Raw genomic sequence first — 16,550 nt, 5'->3', positions numbered from 1 at the left:
TCACCATCGTCATCGACATAAAGCCAGGTCGCGCCGGCGGCGCGGCCCGTCACGGTCGTCCGTCGCGCTCCCACTGCCGCCCCAGCGCGACGAACAGCCCGTGGGCGCCGAAGTCGGGATCCTCGTGCCTCGTAGCGAGCGGGATCGCGGCTTCGAACAGCGCCGCCGCGTCGAGGCCGCGCTGCTTCATCCGCGCGCGAAGCGGGTACATCGTCCGCTGGAAGTCGCGGCTGCCCACGCGGGCGTCGTAGATCGCCGTGAGCGCGAGCGCGATATCGAGATCCGCTTGATCCAGGGACTCCAGGAAGCGCTCGAAGCACTCCCGGATGACGCCCGTGAACTGCCACTGCACCCGCCCGTGCGCCGCCAGCAGCGCCTGCGCGCGCCGGCGCCCCGCGTCGTCGAGGCGGCGCAGGTAGGCCTCCGCCATCTCGCGCGCGAGCGGGTGCAGCAGGGCGTTCCGCCTGCGCATCTCCGCCTTCCACTCCTCGCTGACGGGCCGCCCCAGCGCCGTCCCCGGCACCAGGGGCTCCGGCGTCGGCGCCGCATACGCGGCGTCGAGCGCATCCATCTGGTCGTTCCAGCGCGCGAAGAGCGCATCCATCTCGCGCTGGTCTTCCGGTCCCCCCTTCATCGACATGGCGGCTCCATGCGCCGCGGATTCTTCTTGTCTCCGAGCGTGCCGACCAGCTCGTACCCCGCGGCCGTGAGCTGATCCATCTCGCGCCCGAACACCGAGCGACCGAACTCCTCGCTCTTGAGTAGCTCCTCGATGGGCTCGCTGGCGAGCAGCACCACCGCGTTCTTGTCGATGAAGGCCTGCATCCACATGTCGTTCACGAAGGTGTTCCAGTGGAAGACGCCGTCGGCGCAGGGCGGCATCGGCAAGGACAGCTTCGCGTACCCCTTGCCGTTCTGGTCGATGAAGCCGGCGACGTCGCCGAAATCGCCGATGACGGGGATGTCGGTGCTCTTGAGCGTCTTGTTGTACAGGTTCCACGCCTGGTTCTTGAACGTCTCGCTCATCGGGTTGGCGGCCCCCTCACCGGCGTTCCAGGCGTCCGCTGCCGCCATGAAGTCCACCCACGACATCGGCGCGAGCCCGAGCGGATCGCAATACGCCCAGGGGTTCGCGGGGTAGCCGTACGGGTTGGAGCCCCCGGAGAGGCCCAGCGGATCGCGGCTCGTGTAGTTGCCGGTGAACGGGTCGTAGTAGCGGAAGCCGTTGTAGTGCAGCTCGGCGTCCGTGTCCTCGTACTGCCCGGGCCAGCGCCACGGGCAGTCGTCCGCGGCGCCCACGCGGAGATCGGCCCGCCCGTAGATGTCGAGCTGGGCCTGCCAGGCGAGCTGGCCCTGCTCGTCGTACATCTCGGTGGGGTCGCCCATGTGATCGTGCGCGATCGACCAGAGCCGATCGCCGCGCCGCTTCGCGACCGGCGCGGCGTCGTGCGGGCTCCAGTACCACGACACCAGATCGTCGCCACGGCGCTCATGCACCATGCGGAGGCCGTCCCAGAGGTAGCGGACCTCCTCGTCCACGCGCTGATCCTCGCCGAGGCGCACCTTGCGGGTGCGCCGGCCGAGCGCATCGTACTGGTATTCAATGCGCTGCCCGTCGGGCCGGCTGATCGCGCGCAGCATGCCGCGGTCGTCGTAGGTGTAGCTCCACGTCGCCCCGCTCGCATCGATCCTGCGGATCCGCTGGCCGTCGGCGTCATGCGCGTAGCTCGCCTGCGAGGTCCGGGCGATCTGCCCGTCGCCCACGTACTCCCGGTCGCGCCGATCGGCGCGGCGGTACACGTTCCCCTGCGCGTCGTGCGCCCGCTCGAGCTCCTGCGCGCCGCGGCGCTCACGCACCACGCTCCCGAGATCGTCGTGGTCGTAGTACGTGACCGCGCCACGGAGCGCGTCCTCGAGCGCGACGAGGCGATCGTCACCCTGCCAGTGCCAGCGGCGGTCCTCGATCACGCGCTCCCCGCCCCCCGCCTCGCCCTCCGCCACGGCCGCGACGGTGTGCCGCTGGTACGGGCGCCCCCGGTCGTCGCGCTGCCAGCTCAGCCCGAGGTTGCCTGGCATGCGCCGCGCGATCTCCTGGCCGGCCACGTCGCGCTCGAACTCGATGGCCGCCCCGTCGTGCCGCGCGCGCATTCCGAGCCACATCCGCGTGACCGAGCCCATGGGATCGCGCTCCAGCTCCTGCCGCAGCCCCTGCGAGCTCTGCACAGCCGTCCGCAGCCCGTCCAGGCCGTAGCGCGACTCCACCCAGTCCTCGCCGCTGATCTCGCGCAGCGTGCGGCCGAGCGCGTCGCGCTCGAAGCTCACCGCCCCGTGCTCGTTCATGGCTTCCATCAGCGCGCCGTCCGCCCGCCAGCTGAGCGCCGTGAACGTCCCGTCCGAGTGCTGGACGCGGACCACCCGGCCGATCTCGTCGTACTCGATGGCGCTGGTGCGCTGCGCGGGGCCCTGCACCCGCACGAGCCGCCCCGAGGCGTCGTACTGGTACGACTGCACGCCGCCGTCGGGCCGGCGCTCGCGCACGACCCGCCCCACCGGATCGCGCTCGAAGGTGGTGCGCCGCCCGGTCGCGTCCACGTGCGCGCGGAGCCGGCCTTCGGTGTCGTACTCGAAGCGCCGGATCCCGGGCCCCTCCTCGCGCGCGATCACGCGGTGCGCCGGGCCATAGCGCAGCCGCACCGCGCGGTCGCCGTCCTCGACCGCGACCAGGTTCCCCTCGGCGTCGTACGTCCGGCGCTGCCACTCCCCCGTGGGGCGCGCCAGCTCGATGACCCGCCCCTCCTGGTCGTAGCGCAGCGAGATCTTCGCGCCGCCCTCGTCGATCGCAGTCTGGCGGCCCTGCTGGTCCCACGAAAGCCGCTTCGCGAGGCCCCGTCCGTCCTTCACGGCGCGCAGGAGCCCGCGCGCGTCGTGCTCGAACTCGACGATGCGCCCGCCGAGGCTCCGCACCCACGCCGGCAGCCCCTTGGCCCAGCCGAACGTCGTCACCCGGCCGAGCGGATCGGTGCTCGCGATCTGCTGGCCCTGCTTGTCGTGGCGCCACGTCCACAGGCCGCCGATCGGGTCCTTCACCTCGACGAGGTTGTCCTGCGCGTCGTACGCGAACGCGAGCGCCGCCCCGTCCGGCCGGACCAGGCGCGTCAGGTTGCCGCGCGCGTCGTACTCCATCTCCGTCGCGCGCCCGCCCGCATCGACCTTGCGCGTCCGCTTCAGGGTGACGGGGTCGTAGGCAAACTGCGTGGCCCCGCCCAGCGGATCGCGGATCGCGGTCACGAGCCCCACGGCGCTCATCCGGTACTCGGTCGTGTGGCCGAGCGAGTCCTTCACGTACGTGACGTGCTGCTTCTTGTCGTAGGTGATCTGGTGGTCGAAGACGCCGCCGTCGCCCCACGTCCGCGTGCACCAGGCGTCGGCGCCGAGCCCGTCGTAGATGAAGTACCAGCTGAACCCGGTCCGGTCGGTCTCGCGCGTCAGGAGGTGCGTGCAGTACTCGAATCGCCAGCGGGCGCCCGTCCCGTCCTCCACCTCGACGAGGTCGCCGGCGTCGTCGTAGCGGTACCGGCGGTGCGCCGTCCACCCGTCGCCCTGGGGACTCTGCAGCACGAGCGCCGTGATCCGCCGCGCCGCGTCGTGCTCGACGCGGATGTAGCGGCCCAGCGCGTCGCGCACCCACTCGAGGCAGCCGCGGGCGTCGTAGGTGAAGATGTTCCGGTGGTGACGCGTGCGATCGCGCATCGCCACGATGCGCGCGGTCGGCCCGAGCGCCCCCGGCTCGCCGGGATCGCCGCTGACCGGCGCGAACTCTCGGACCCCCCCGTCCTTCGCCTCGACCTCCCATGCTCCCTCGGACAGGCAGCGGAGCGTGAGCCCCTCGATCGGGTTGAAGATCGACTGCCCCGGCTCGATGCGGCGCCGGGGCAAGTCGAAGGTGTCGAACTCGATCTCGCGCCCGTCCTCGCCGCGCAGCACCACCTTGCCGCGCTCGCGCCACACCGCCTGGTCGAGCGAGAGGCTCCAGCCGTGGCCCATGCGGCCCGCGCGATCGGCCCACGCCGACGAGTAGATGCGGTCGATTTGCAGCGGCAGCGGGCTCGACAGCGCGAAATCCACGTGCTCCGAGACCACCCGGCCCGACGCGACGTCGACCGGGTGCCCCGTGAAGAAGCACACCGCGCGGTGGAGGAAGTTGCGGAACCGCCCCGGGGACAGCCGCGACACCAGCGCGTGCAGCGAGTCCGACATGAACCGGGTGCGCAGCGACGCCATCGCCGCGGCCATGAGGTCCAGCGACATCGGCCCCCCGATGAGGATCGGGGCGCCCTTCGGCACTGCGAGCACGATGGACGACGGCAGCCGGATGGGCTCGGAGCAGCTCAGGAAGATGTCGCCGAGCCGCACGGCGTTGCTGCCCATCACCGATACGGTCTTCGAGCCGAAGATCGCCACCGCGTCGTTGTCCGGCGTGACCGGCTTGGGCGGCGTCGGCACCTCGCCCGGCCGGATGACCGGCTTCGGGGTCCTCGGAAAGGGCGCCCAGAAGGTACCGGGTGGGAACAGGATGTGCCCCGGGATGTGGATGGCCTCGGTGCCGGTGTTCGTCGCCGGGAAGATGCCCCAGTAGACGACGGGCCCCTGCACCGGCGCCCCGGCCGCGAGCGCGAAGGCCGCCCCGATAGCGAGCCCGGCGGCGAGCCCGAGCGGATCGAAGACGATCCCGGTGAACGGATTGGGGATCGGCAGGGGCGTGGGCGCCGGCATGGGCACGAGCTCCCAGTGCACGTCGATGCCCAACACCGGATCGAAGAAGCTACTCGCCAGCAAGCGTCACCTCGCGCGCGGGCGCGCCGACCTCGCCCTGCTCCATGGCGTCCGCTTGCGTGTATAGCGACTCCGCCTGGGCCACCAGCCCGCGCTCCCGGCAGAGCGCCGCCAGCCGGCGCGCCGCCTCCGGCGCGCTCGAGATCTTCACCACCTCCCGCTCCGACCCCTCCGCGACGCGGATCGCCTCGGAGAAGCACGCGATCGCCTGCTGCTCCGTCTTCATCTGCAGCGCGATCTGCCCGGCCAGCCTCCACGCCTCGATGGCGAGGAGGGGCACGTTGGCCTTGTCCGCGCGCCTCGCGCACTCCGCGTACTCGCGCGCCGCGTCCGGGAGACGCTGCTGCAGCGCCAGCACGAGGGCGAGCGCGAGCCGGGCCTGCGCCTCCTGCAGGCCGAGGTTGTGCCGCGCGGCAAGGTCGACCGCCCCGCGCAGCTCCTTCGCGGCGAGGTTCGGCTGCTCGAGGGCCGAGAGATAGCTGGCGAGCGACACCTGGCAGAGGACCGTCACCTCGGCGAGCCGCAGCGACGCGGCGAGATCGCACGCCTCGCGCTGCATGCGCACCGCGTCCAGGCCTCTGCCCTCCTTCATCGCCAGCGCGGCGCCGAGCACGAGGCGCTGCAGATCGGGCGCCTTCTCCAGGTACTCGGGGGAGAGTCCGGCCTCCCGGAGCATTCGCTCCCGGACCGCCGGGTCGAGCGGCGGCGGCTCGTCGACGCGCCTGGGCGGCTGTACCCCGCGCGGCGCCGCGCGCCCGAACGTGGCGTTCGGCGCCTGCACCAGCGCCCGCAGGTCCTCGTCGCGCTGCCCGGGATCCGGGGCGCACTCGCACCGCATCGCCCGGTCTTGCCCGAGCCGATCGAGCAGCGCCGGCCACGGCGCCGCCGCGTCCACCATCCAGACCCAGCGGCACGGCCCCAGCGCCGGCTCGGTGATCAACGCCTCGATCTCGTTGCCGAGCGCCTCCGCGTCCTCGACCACCGTCGGCGCGATCGCGACGACGAGCCCCTCCAGCGGCGGGCGCAGCGCCGCCACGACGGCCCCGGCAGCGCCGCGAAACGGCGCCACCCGGGCCGCCCGGCGGCCGGCGCCCTGCGCCGCGAGCGGGCTCGCGGACACCGCGGACGCCGGCGCCGCCGCGGCGGGCATCTCGATCCCCTCCTTCTGCATGAAGGCGGCGCGGCGATCTTCCCAGTGGGCGAGCAGCCGGTGGGCGCGGACCTGCCAGCCCGGATCAGCGAGCGTGTACGCGTCCTCGAGCACCACCCACGCGCTCCGGTTGTCGTGATGAAACTCTAGCCCCGCGACGATCCGGAGCGCCGGCTTGCGCAGGTCCGCGCTGGTCCGCACGACGAGGAGCTCCACCTCCTTCGCCCGGACAAACCAGCTTCCCTCTACGAGAAGGCGGTTCAGCGCGGCGGAAATGGCCTGCATGGTAGCTCCGTGCCGCCGATGGAATCCAGGAGTCGACCGGCGCTCACGCGGAACATCCTATCCGAGCGCCGCCGCCGGCGTCCACTCCGAGTCCGCCGCTCCCTGGAGATCATCGACGTCCGTCTGGAGATCATTGGCCCCCACCTGGACATCGATCCATCCTCACATCGAGGCCATTGACTTGGACGGAGCTCCCATCTGGTCGGAAGCTCACCCAGGGGTCCCGGGACGCTGTCCGTAGCCGTGCGTGGGATCCGCGGTTGTTGTCATTGCTGCTCACCTCCGCCGAGCTCGGTCCGAACAGGCGCGTTCGTCGGGTTCGCGGCGCAGAACACCTCGAGCGCCGGCCCGATGTAGCCTACGCTCTCAGCGTGGGGGCGATCCGATGCCGCGCACAACCAACGTTGAGCCCTCGCAAAGACCTGCTCGAGCCAGTGGGATCTCTTCATCATACACTACCGTCACCTTTCTTGCAGCCCGAAAGCCCGGCCAAGAAGAGGCCCGCCGCGAGGGCGAGCGCCGCGATGCGGAACGGATGGAACTCCATCGAGTTTGAGGCTTAGCGCAGCTCGCGGACGGGCGCGCAGGGGTCGAGCGCGCCGTGGCCGCCTCCCCGCCGGCCACCCGCCCTGGCTCCGGAGAGGCATTCTGCCACAGCCCGCGAACGAGCTTCCCGGGATCGGCGGAGGTGACCGCGCCGCCCCACATCCACGGCCGCAGGCCACGGCACGTGCGCGAGGTTGAATGCGAGCAGACCTGCAAGCATCTCAGTCCCCGCAAGGACTTACGTTTCGGCGGGGCTCCTGTCCCTGCAGGGAACGACGACGATGAAGGCGACCCAGGCGCTGACACCGCCGGGATGACGTGCATGAACGGCGGAATCCTCGGCAGAGCGACCTCGATTTCCGGATCGCCGACGCTCGAGCATCGAGACCACACCACCCAAGAGAAGAACCCAGGAAGGTGATAGGATGAGAAGGGGACGAAGAGACTTCGTGCAAGGATCGACGGCCATCGCGCTCGCGCTCGCGCTCGCGTTGCCGGCGTGCGGCCAACAGGGGATCGACGGAGGTGACGCTGCGGAGACCGGGGTCATCCGTGCGGCCCTCGCGATCCGGGGCGAGCGGCACGACGTGACGGCGGTTCACTACAAGGTCGTCGGCGCCAGCAGCACCTGCAGGGACACGGCGATCGCCGAGGCGACCAGCGCCCTCGACATCGACGTGCCCCTCGCCGGCGACGTGCCCTACGACGACCACCTCGTCACGGGCTCCGGGACGCACGCGGCCGCGGAGGGCACGTTCGTGCTGCCTCGCGGCAATTACCGCGTCTGCGCGACGCCGATGCACGACGCTTCGCCGTCGGAAGAGTGCGCTCCCGCCGAGACGGTGGTGGATGTCCCTGGGCAGTGGACGAGGGAAGTCATGCTCGTGTCCCAGTGCCGCGGGGATACCGACGGCCTCCTCGACGCGGTGGTCGCTCTGAACTCCCCGCCAAAGATCAACAGCCTCGACATCGCGCCCAGCAAGTTCATCACCCTGTGCGAGACGGCCACGATCACCGTGGACGCAGAGGATCCCGATGGCGACGCGATCTCGATCACCTGGCAGCTCGGCTCGAAGGTGCGCGGGTCCTCCCCGGTCCTCGGCCTTCCTGGGCCCGTCGGCACGTTCTCGACGGACACGCCGGGCGTCTACACCCTTGGGGTCAAGGCCACCGACGTGCACGGTGCGTCGACCTTGCTGACGTTTTACATCCACGTATCGGCCGAGCGCTGCGACTGCACCTGCCCCGACGGCTCCATCCAGCTCCCCGACGGGGAATGCGCGACGAGCTACGACATCGATGCGGACCGCCTCATCAACCAGGAGGAGCGCTGCGATGACACGGACACCCACCGCTACGGGTGCGGCGACTACGGGTTCCAGTGGCACGATCTCGGGCGCCGGTTCTCCTCCGTGCGCCGGGTCGACGTCGAGCTCGAGAGCGGCATCGACTGCTCCTTCGACGCCGGCGCCAGCGCCGTGTCGCTCAATGGCGCCGCGATTGGCAACTTCGACCCTGTCGGATCGTGCACTTGTGACTCGGATCACGGGCTCGCCTCGTTCACCGACGTGAATCCCAGCTCGTACGTGCTCGGCGGGGTGAACTCCGTGAATATTTCCGCGCCGAGCTGCGACGGGCTGAGCCGGAGCGAGGAGCTCGGCGGGGCGTTCGCGCGCGTCACGGTCGTCTACAGCTGCGAGCCGAGCCTCTGCGCCGACGTGACCTGCGCGCCGCCGGACGCGTGCCACGTCGCGGGCGCGTGCGACCCAAGGACGGGGCTCTGCACGAACCCGAACGCGCCCGACGACACGGCGTGCGACGACGGCGACCCGACCACCGCGGAGTCGATATGCATCAGCGGCGCGTGCGTCGCCGAGTCCCCCTGCGGCAACGGCAGGGTCGGTCCGGGCGAGGAGTGCGACGATGGCGGCCATGTCAACGGCGACGGCTGCTCGGCGACCTGCCAAGTCGAGGGCACGCGCCGGTTCCTCTACACCGTGCGCGAGGAGGACGACATGCTTCGCCGGTTCGACCTGCGGACGCGGAAATTCGAGGACGTCGGTCCGCTCGGCGTGAGCTTCGACATCGGCGAGCTCGCCTGGGAGGAGGCGACCGGCACCCTGTGGATGATCGACGGGCGCGCCAACAAAGGACTCTACACGGTGGACATCGCCACCGGGGCCGCCAACCTGGTGGGCATCCACGGTGTCGACAAGATGTTCGGGCTCGGCCTCGATCCGAGGACTGGCAACCTGTACGGCAGCGCGCGCGGGAGCCAACCCGGGTTCTACCAGCTGGACAGGGCGACCGGGGCCGCGACCCTGCTCGGGACGCCCCCCAGAAACTACGACGGCATGGCCTACGACACCACCCGCGACCAGCTGGTCGGGTTCGTCGCCGGTTACGGACCCCTCTTCGCCATCGACGTCGCGAACGGCGCCGGGTCGTTGCTGGCATACCAAGAGCCCACCAACGCCGGAGGCCTCGCGTACGATCCGGTCGCCGACCAGTTCTGGGAGATCGATCAGGACGGGTTCCTGTACACCTACGACCCGATGTATGACTATATGCAGACCATCTTCATCTCGCAGCTCGGCGCGCACGATGGGCTGACCCTGGTCATGCCCGCGCCGTGACGTTCCGTATCCGAGGAGCCTCCGTGCGAGGAGGGCCCTCGTGGATCGCGAAAGGACGCTGGCGAGGCGCCGGGCATGTGGAGGTCCCCCGCTCGCGTCCATGGATCCAGGGGCTCGCCCGGGGGCGAGCGCGGTGAGCGTGGGGTCGTACTGCTCCTCGTCCTCGGTGTTGACGGGCGCCGCCTCGCCCGGCGACGCGGCGAGGAAGGCCGGCGCCTCGCCTCTGCGCTCGCCACCTTGAACAACGTGTCACCGGACCTTGAACAAGGCGTCACCGATGGTGACGTGCCATTCCCCGTCGAACCAGCGCCCGTGGCCGAGGTCGCTGCTGATTATACTGCCTCGTAGACGCTCTTCCGAGCTTGTCGTACGCGGTGAACGTCAAGGTGTGAGGGCCGTAGGGCACCGTGCTCGTGTCGATCGTCGCATAGTAGCGATCGTTGTAGTCGTTGAAGGTGAGCGGGGTCGTCACCCCTGCGTATTCCGCTTCGACGGAGTAGACGTCTTCGTAGGGTATTGCGGCGATGCTGACCTGGATGTTGTTGAAATAGATCGGCTCGGAGGGCGGCTCGGACGTGCTCCGCCTGGCCCTCGAAGCGGCCCGGCGCGACGCGCCGGACAAGGCGCAGCTCGCGCGTCTCGCGGCGCGGCTGCCGCTCCACCCTCCGGGCGGACCGGGCGGCGGCAAGGATCCCGGCGGCCCCGCGGACGGCGGTGGACCGGCGACCGGCGGCGGCGCGGGCGCTCCGGCGACCGGCGGCGGCGCGGGCGCCCCGGCAACGCACGCTCCGGAGGGGATCGCCGCGACCGGGGCTATCGCACCGCCGTCGGTGCTCTCCGGCCTGGCGGTCGGCGCGCTGAGCCGCCCTGACAGGGGCGGCTGCTGGTGGGGCGATGGCTCCTTCGGGTCCGGCACGATGGACATCGTGAGCATCGACGTCGCGGAGGTCGTGGTCCGGCTGAGCGGCACCGATACCCACGACATCGACGCCAACGGCGAATACACCGCAGCTCGATGCCCCTGACGTCCCTGGGTCCGTGACGGAGAAGAATCCTCTCGTCGAGGGTCTGGCGATTCCCAGGCGAACGAGACGTCCCTTTATATCGATCTACGTCACGAGCTGATCGACGCTCCTGCGCGGTGATTCAGCCGTGCGCGGCGCGCAGCTGCGCGCGGACAGCCGACGGCGTTGCCCCGGTCTCGCGCCGAAACGCGCGCTGAAACGCCTGCACCGTGGCGAACCCGACCGCGTGGGCGATCTGCTGGTTCGACAGCGTCGTCTCGCGGAGCAGGCGGCGCGCGTGCTCGGTGCGCAGCGTCGCCCGGTACGCCATGGGCGGCGCGCCCGTGGCCTCGAGGAACCGCCGGGCGAGCGTGGCGCGCGAGACGCCCACCGTTCGCGCCAGGGTGTCGACGTCCCACGCGCGCGCCGGGTCGTGCACGAGCTCGGCGATCGCGCGGGCGATGACGACGTCCTGCGTGGCGCCGAGCGCGGCGAGCTTCGCGGGCTCGCGGTCGGCGAGCAGCCGCACGAGCTCGATGAGGATGAGCTCGAGCCAGCGACGGCGAGCCAGCCCCGCCCCCGGGCGCGTCTCGTGCAGCTCGCTCCGCAGGCGCGCCAGCGCGTCGGCAAACGAGGGCCGCGCCTCGACGGCCCGCGCGCCGGCGTGGATCACCGGCGGCAGGACCTGCAGCAAGGGGGCAAGCGCGTCGTGCTCGAACCGGAACACGCCGCACAGCGCGCGCGCCGCGGCGGCGCCGCGGCCGAGCACGCGCTCGCCGTCCTCCTCTCGCGAGACCTCGAGCCACCGGTCGAGGAGCACGGGCTTCGCCCTCGCGTCGCCGTGGTCGACGCGGTGCCCCACGTTCGGTCGCACCAGCGCCACGTCGCCCTGGTAGAGCGAGACAGCCTCTCGCCCGGCGCGCAGCACGCAGCTCCCCTCGGTCACGTGGTGGAGCACCAGGATCGGACGCGCCGGAAGCTCGAGCGCCCAGGCCCCTCGCGCCTCGGTCCGGCAGACAAGCTCGGACGAGAGTTTTGCCATGGAAAATCGGCTCGATAGCGGGTCATCCTGGTACATGGCGCGAGCCTAGCGATGATCCAGAACGCGCGCAACGTGAGCGTCTGGGGACATTCGTTGCGCGCGCCGGCCATCGCGGGCGCGTCCGCCGAGGGCTACATCCAGCCCATGAACAACGCCGCTATCGCTCCCTCCGCCTCGTTCCTCCCGTTGCGCCGCCTCGGCGGCGCGGGCATCGCCACGATGCTCACCGGCCTCACGCTGTGCTTCATCGGCGCGCGTTTCCTGGTTGTCCCCGGCGCCGCGGCTGCGGCCTTCGGCGTGCCGCTCGCTGGCCTCGCCGCGTACGCTGTCGCCAAGGGAGTGCGCGACCTCTCCGTCGGCGCCTTGCTCATCGCCTTCGCGCTCCTCGGCGAGCGGCGCGCCGCGGCGCTCGCGCTGCTCCTCGGCTCCGTGATCCCCGTCGTCGACGGAGCCATCGTGCTCGCGTGGCGCGGCGCTCACCCGGGCTACCTCGCGATCCACTGGGGCACCGCCGTGTTCTGCATCGCGCTCGGCGTGCTGCAGCTCCGCCGCCGTGCGTGACCCTACCGGGTGCTTGAAGGAGTCCCATCGGGGCGATGGTCGATCACAGGGAGTGAGCGCCGAAATACGGAAGTCGTACGACGCAGCACACGTCACCATGATCCTCGGAGTGGTCTCCGGGCTGTTCTACCGGGAGTTCACCAAGGTCAATCACTTCATCGGCGAGACCCAATTGGCCCTCATGCACACCCACCTGCTCGCGCTGGGCACGCTGGGCGTGCTAGTCGTCCAAAAACGGTATACAAACGGATTTCGCGTACCGCCTTCGCTTCCGCCACGGCCTCCGCTTCGTGCCGCTCCTCCGCTTCCGACCCTCTTTCGACGTGTCCCTGCGCTGCTAGAACTCCGAACGGTCCGATGGAGAGTCCTTTCGGGGGGGCGAGGGGCAGAGCGGAAGGCCGAGTTCTCGCAGCGAAGCGAGAGAACATGTGGGGGCCTCTGCGAGCCCCGGACGTGGACAAAGGAAGCCTAGAACGGCAAGCGGTGCGAACCGCCCGGCGTTCTAGTACTACAGCCGCACGTCGAGGAATCGCCGCGGATTCCGATGAGCTGGCGGACGAGCGTGACGTGCGGCTCGTCCGCACACCGGTGGCGCCCAGCTCGTTCGGTGGGCGCCGACGTGCGGCTGTAGTACTAGAGCGTGTTTCAGAACCGCGGTGGCCGCGCGTTCTACTGAGCCCAGTGCGACTGCGGCAGTCCACCGATCGAGGTTGCAGATGGCGATCTGCGCTCCGGGAAGGTGGTTAGCTGTGACTGCGCGAAGGCCGTGCACGGGCGCACGCAGCTTAGGATCTTTGCGAAGGAACGCGGCGCGCGCGGGAGAACGCCGGTCGACGTTCGGCTCCAGCGGGCTCTGCGTGCTGACACGCCCTGCTTTCGGAAAGGCTGAAATGCTGCATGCCTGTGCCGGCGCTTCGGCCGGCACAGGCATGCGACCGCGCGCAAGGTCCGATCGCTGTCCCCGGCGCGGTCGTGGCGTGGGTTCAGTCAGTGCAGCGGGAGAGGCGCTCGGCCGCCAAGGGCGACTCCATTTGCGGGTGAACGCTGGCTGGCGGATGTCCAGCCAGCGGGGGACCGGCCGAGGTTGCCGCATGCGCCGGGAAGCGCGTCGGCACAGCGTCTGATCCGACGACCACCTCGCGTGACGTCGCGGACTGGGCTGGGGCCGCGCTCGGTAGCCTCGATGTACGCTCGCTTAGCCTGTCCGAGCACAGGACCGCGAGACTGCCCCGTCCAGGCGGAGCCTCCGCAGGGGGACGTGTGCTTGAGCACGGAGGAGCGGGAGGCGGGAGCCGCGCTGAACCGGTCGAACGTGCCGCCGCAGAACGCGCAGGTGTTGCGCTTGGCCGGTGAGTTCGTGCACTCGGTACGGCCGAGGTTGGCGGCTGGGACGGGGCCGCGATCGGCCTCTCCGGTATGCACTCGGCGTGCCCACCGCCGAGGACCCACAACACGAGCCCCCCGTGCCAGTCGACGACGGCGCAGACGTAGAACGACGCGGCCAGGACTGGGGCGGCGATCACGTAGCGCCACCACCGGATGCGGTTGTGGTGCTGCGTCTCCGCCTTGCTCGCCCACGCCGGCGAGGGTAGCGTGCTCGAGGGGTTCGCACCCTGAGCGCCGCGTGCGGTACCGATCTTCTGTGGCAGGACGACGGTGTCGCGTGCGGCGTGCTTCTTTGTAGGCTTGCCGGCTTCGCGAGCCGGCTTGCGGGATCTGCTTGTCTTCATCGTGCTTGTGCTCCTTTTCGTTGGTGGGTGCTCCATAGACCATCTCCTTCCGTGCCCGTGACAGGCACGGGGCGGTGATTTACGGCAGATCCTCCGACTTGTCCAGAGGGCCTGTGGGACAAAAATCGCGTCATTTGTCGGCGTTTTCTCAAATGTTGCGGCGAGCAAAAACTGATTAAGTTCGGGTATAAGAATCCCATTAATGGTCTTTGAATGGAGCTCCTCAAAAGACAATTGATTATAAGAATCCAGGCGAATGAGCCTTTACTGAGGTAGGTGCGTAAGGGCCGACGCCGTCCTGAACCTGAGGAACGCCGGCGCGGCACTTCGGGTAGCGCGCAGCCGCGACGAGACGTGCACGTCTGGATGATGCCGCAGGGCACTGGCACGAGCGGTGCTTGCAGGCGGCGCGCAAGCCGCTACGGTCACGCTGGTCTGGCGGAGGCTGCAGAGCGCCGGCTCGCCGGGCATCGGGCAGCGCTCGCGGGCGGCGCAAAGGAGCGGCGGCTACGCTGATCTAGACGAAGCCCCGCAGGGCGCCGGCTTCGCGAGCACCTTGCCCGCGCCGATCGCCGCCAACATCTCCCCGCTCAACCGGAGCGACGAGCTCGGCCCCGTACCGGGATCGGCATCCGACGGGCGCCGCGGCTCCGCCTCACCGTCGGGGGGGACGCAGGGCGCCGGCTTCGCGAGCACCTCGCCCGCGCCGATCGCCACGAGCATCGCCCTGCTCAACCGGAGCGGCGAGCTCGGCCCCTTCACCCTCCTCTATAGAGTGCAGGAAGCTCCACGGCGGCATCCGACGGGCGCGGCTCCGCCTCACCGTCGGCGGGGTCGCAGGGCGCCGGCTTCGCGAGCACCTTGCCCGCGCCGATCGCCACCGACATCGCCCCGCTCAACCGGAGCGGCGAGCTCGTCCCCGTACCGGGATCGGCGTCCGACGGGCGCGGCTCCACCTCACCGTCGGTGGGGCCGCAGGGCACCGGCTTCGCGAGCACCTCGCCCGCGCCGATCGCCACGAGCATCGCCCTGCTCAACCGGAGCGGCGAGCTCGTCCCCTTCGCCCTCCTTTATAGAGTGCAGGAAGCTCCACGGCGGCGTCCGACGGGCGCGGCTCCGCCTCACCGTCGGTGGGGCCGCAGGGCACCGGCTTCGCGAGCACCTCGCCCGCGCCGATCGCCACGAGCATCGCCCTGCTCAACCGGAGCGGCGAGCTCGTCCCCTTCACCCTCCTCTATAGAGTGCAGGAAGCTCCACGGCGGCGTCCGACGGGCGCAGCTCCGCCTCACCGTCGGTGGGGCCGCAGGGCACCGGCTTCGCGAGCACCTCGCCCGCGCCGATCGTCACCGACATCGCCCTGCTCAACCGGAACGGCGAGCTCGTCCCCTTCACCCTCCTCTATAGAGTGCAGGAAGCTCCACGGCGGCGTCCGACGGGCGCGGCTCCACCTCACCGTCGGTGGGGCCGCAGGGCGCCGGCTTCGCGAGCACCTTGCCCGCGCCGATCGCCACCGACATCGCCCCGCTCAACCGGAGTTCGATGGGATGCCTCTACTTACGGCGGAGGTTACGCCAATAGTTAGCGGCGTCGGCAACAGCAGTTCTCACGAGTTGGCGTTCATCTGCCTTGCTGTACAGCTTGCGTTGCTCACGCCAGAGCCTCATCAGTGCTGCCGAGCCCTTCGTAGTACGCGCTTCTAGCACACGAAGGTAGTGCGCGTCTCGGTTCTCTCGCTGACGACACCCGCAAGACGTCGTCCGCCCACTTCGGAGGTTGCTTGCCAGCACCTCGGTTTCGCCGCCGCAATCGCATCTGCACAGCCATCGACGCCCCTGCTTCGGATGCTTGGCGGCCTCGCTCACCACCATAAGACGCCCGAATCGATCACCCTCGTGAATCGAGCTTCGCTTGGGTGCGGGCAGCGGGGGCGGCACTGAAAGCTCACGTTCCGCGAGTTCATCACCTCCCCCCTCTTCTGTAGAGTACAGGGAGCTCGGAGGCATGTCCGGAGGCGGATCTACGCGCACTTTCCCGGCCAGTACAACGCTTACAGCAACGCGGCTGAGGTCAGCTTTTAGGACATAGCACTTCTTGCCGTCTTTACGAAGGACACCTTGTCGAGAGAGCCACTGTTGGGCTTTGTAAACCTTCCACCCAAGCATCTCCGCCGCCGCTTCGATCGTATACGCGTCTCCGTCATCCGTGCGGATCAGCGCTCCTCGTGGGCCGTTAGGGCGGCGGCCACGTTTCTCGTCTCGAAAGAACTGGTCGACCTCCTCAGGCGTCGCGTCACGTCGCTGGTAGGGCGTCCCATCCCAGTCCACGTCCCAGTCTATCCAATCATCCTCTAGGTCATCCTCGTCCCAGTCGTCGTTGTCGTCCCATTCGGGCTCGCTGTCTAGCTCCTCATCGCCCACGTCGTTTTCGGGGGACACCTCCTGGATCGAATCCAGCGTGGGTCGGGTCTCTATCGATGGGTTCTCGCTTCCTGTCTTCCTCTTGGACATGACGGTGCCTCTTGAAATTGACACGCGTTCTGGCTGTGTGCACCGAAGTTTACAGCGCGCGCCTACCGAGTTCACGCCTCCCAGCGTGGAACGCGCCGGCATGGACGCCGAGATGCAAAGCATCGCCTTCCAACCCGGGTCGTCCGCCTGGATCGCGCCTCCGTCCGTCACCTCGCTAAATCTGGGCCACCGGCTCCGTATCGGATGACGCGCTGTGTCTAGAACGCGGAGACGCCACGACGTCCGGTGCCGCTGC

At 69.9% G+C, this 16,550-nt stretch carries 13 protein-coding genes; 4 read left to right on the top strand and 9 right to left on the bottom strand.

The features are described 5' to 3' along the window. Nucleotides 1–49: 49 nt before the first annotated feature. From WMF27_RS32890 to WMF27_RS32880, 3 genes are read right to left on the bottom strand one after another with little or no spacing between them, the layout of a single operon-like run. Complete coding sequence (locus WMF27_RS32890) at nucleotides 50–640, bottom strand: hypothetical protein (RefSeq protein ID WP_437764912.1); 591 nt, start codon at nucleotides 638–640, stop codon at nucleotides 50–52. Next, nucleotides 631–4,836, bottom strand: coding sequence for a DUF6531 domain-containing protein (locus tag WMF27_RS32885; protein ID WP_437764913.1), 4,206 nt, complete (start codon nucleotides 4,834–4,836; stop codon nucleotides 631–633). The genes WMF27_RS32890 and WMF27_RS32885 overlap by 10 nt, the downstream gene beginning before the upstream one ends. Beyond that, on the bottom strand, nucleotides 4,823–6,268 hold the full coding sequence (locus tag WMF27_RS32880) for a hypothetical protein (protein WP_437764914.1): 1,446 nt from the start codon (nucleotides 6,266–6,268) through the stop codon (nucleotides 4,823–4,825). Before WMF27_RS32880 ends, WMF27_RS32885 begins: the two co-directional genes overlap by 14 nt. 971 nt (nucleotides 6,269–7,239) lie before the next feature. On the opposite strand from WMF27_RS32880, the gene WMF27_RS32875 reads away from it, so the two are divergent. After that, nucleotides 7,240–9,450, top strand: a complete 2,211-nt coding sequence (locus WMF27_RS32875) for a PKD domain-containing protein (protein WP_437764915.1) — start codon at nucleotides 7,240–7,242, stop codon at nucleotides 9,448–9,450. A gap of 575 nt (nucleotides 9,451–10,025) precedes the next feature. Then, nucleotides 10,026–10,475 carry a hypothetical protein gene (locus WMF27_RS32870; protein WP_437764916.1) on the top strand — a complete coding sequence of 150 codons (450 nt, stop codon included), beginning with the start codon at nucleotides 10,026–10,028 and terminating at the stop codon, nucleotides 10,473–10,475. 121 nt (nucleotides 10,476–10,596) lie between these two features. Here the strand turns inward: WMF27_RS32870 and WMF27_RS32865 are convergent, their stop codons facing one another. After that, on the bottom strand, nucleotides 10,597–11,532 hold the full coding sequence (locus WMF27_RS32865; RefSeq protein ID WP_437764917.1) for a cupin domain-containing protein: 936 nt from the start codon (nucleotides 11,530–11,532) through the stop codon (nucleotides 10,597–10,599). Nucleotides 11,533–11,547: 15 nt separating this feature from the next. Here WMF27_RS32865 and WMF27_RS32860 point away from each other — a divergent pair, with 15 nt between their 5' ends. Together WMF27_RS32860 and WMF27_RS32855 are read left to right on the top strand one after the other, a co-directional pair. Then, nucleotides 11,548–12,057, top strand: a complete 510-nt coding sequence (locus WMF27_RS32860; protein WP_437764918.1) for a DUF4267 domain-containing protein — start codon at nucleotides 11,548–11,550, stop codon at nucleotides 12,055–12,057. Further along, nucleotides 12,050–12,529 carry a DUF2871 family protein gene (locus WMF27_RS32855; protein ID WP_437943246.1) on the top strand — a complete coding sequence of 160 codons (480 nt, stop codon included), beginning with the start codon at nucleotides 12,050–12,052 and terminating at the stop codon, nucleotides 12,527–12,529. Before WMF27_RS32860 ends, WMF27_RS32855 begins: the two co-directional genes overlap by 8 nt. Nucleotides 12,530–14,294: 1,765 nt before the next feature. Here WMF27_RS32855 and WMF27_RS32850 read toward each other — a convergent pair. From WMF27_RS32850 to WMF27_RS32830, 5 genes are all read right to left on the bottom strand, one after another. Then, nucleotides 14,295–14,549 carry a hypothetical protein gene (locus tag WMF27_RS32850; RefSeq protein ID WP_437764920.1) on the bottom strand — a complete coding sequence of 85 codons (255 nt, stop codon included), beginning with the start codon at nucleotides 14,547–14,549 and terminating at the stop codon, nucleotides 14,295–14,297. Next, nucleotides 14,546–14,812, bottom strand: a complete 267-nt coding sequence (locus tag WMF27_RS32845; RefSeq protein ID WP_437764921.1) for a hypothetical protein — start codon at nucleotides 14,810–14,812, stop codon at nucleotides 14,546–14,548. The genes WMF27_RS32850 and WMF27_RS32845 overlap by 4 nt, the downstream gene beginning before the upstream one ends. Nucleotides 14,813–15,011: 199 nt before the next feature. Beyond that, the gene (locus tag WMF27_RS32840) at nucleotides 15,012–15,179 is read right to left on the bottom strand and encodes a hypothetical protein (RefSeq protein ID WP_437764922.1); all 168 of its coding nucleotides are present in this window, start codon (nucleotides 15,177–15,179) and stop codon (nucleotides 15,012–15,014) included. Further along, the gene (locus WMF27_RS32835; RefSeq protein ID WP_437764923.1) at nucleotides 15,176–15,304 is read right to left on the bottom strand and encodes a hypothetical protein; all 129 of its coding nucleotides are present in this window, start codon (nucleotides 15,302–15,304) and stop codon (nucleotides 15,176–15,178) included. Before WMF27_RS32835 ends, WMF27_RS32840 begins: the two co-directional genes overlap by 4 nt. 33 nt (nucleotides 15,305–15,337) lie before the next feature. After that, on the bottom strand, nucleotides 15,338–16,294 hold the full coding sequence (locus WMF27_RS32830) for a hypothetical protein (protein WP_437764924.1): 957 nt from the start codon (nucleotides 16,292–16,294) through the stop codon (nucleotides 15,338–15,340). Nucleotides 16,295–16,550: the final 256 nt, after the last annotated feature.

Origin of the sequence: Sorangium sp. So ce281, assembly GCF_051527395.1 — a bacterium.
Taxonomy (GTDB): domain Bacteria; phylum Myxococcota_A; class Polyangia; order Polyangiales; family Polyangiaceae; genus Sorangium; species Sorangium cellulosum_B.
This window is presented reverse-complemented; position numbering and strand designations above follow the sequence as displayed.

What these genes read in the sequence shown, in the direction of transcription:
- WMF27_RS32845 (WP_437764921.1), bottom strand. Translation starts at nt 14,812, where the DNA reads ATGCTCGTGGCGATCGGCGCGGGCGAGGTGCTCGCGAAGCCGGTGCCC.
- WMF27_RS32875 (WP_437764915.1), top strand. Translation starts at nt 7,240, where the DNA reads ATGAGAAGGGGACGAAGAGACTTCGTGCAAGGATCGACGGCCATCGCG.
- WMF27_RS32830 (WP_437764924.1), bottom strand. Translation starts at nt 16,294, where the DNA reads ATGTCCAAGAGGAAGACAGGAAGCGAGAACCCATCGATAGAGACCCGA.
- WMF27_RS32860 (WP_437764918.1), top strand. Translation starts at nt 11,548, where the DNA reads ATGATCCAGAACGCGCGCAACGTGAGCGTCTGGGGACATTCGTTGCGC.
- WMF27_RS32865 (WP_437764917.1), bottom strand. Translation starts at nt 11,532, where the DNA reads ATGTACCAGGATGACCCGCTATCGAGCCGATTTTCCATGGCAAAACTC.
- WMF27_RS32880 (WP_437764914.1), bottom strand. Translation starts at nt 6,268, where the DNA reads ATGCAGGCCATTTCCGCCGCGCTGAACCGCCTTCTCGTAGAGGGAAGC.
- WMF27_RS32890 (WP_437764912.1), bottom strand. Translation starts at nt 640, where the DNA reads ATGTCGATGAAGGGGGGACCGGAAGACCAGCGCGAGATGGATGCGCTC.
- WMF27_RS32835 (WP_437764923.1), bottom strand. Translation starts at nt 15,304, where the DNA reads ATGTCGGTGGCGATCGGCGCGGGCAAGGTGCTCGCGAAGCCGGCGCCC.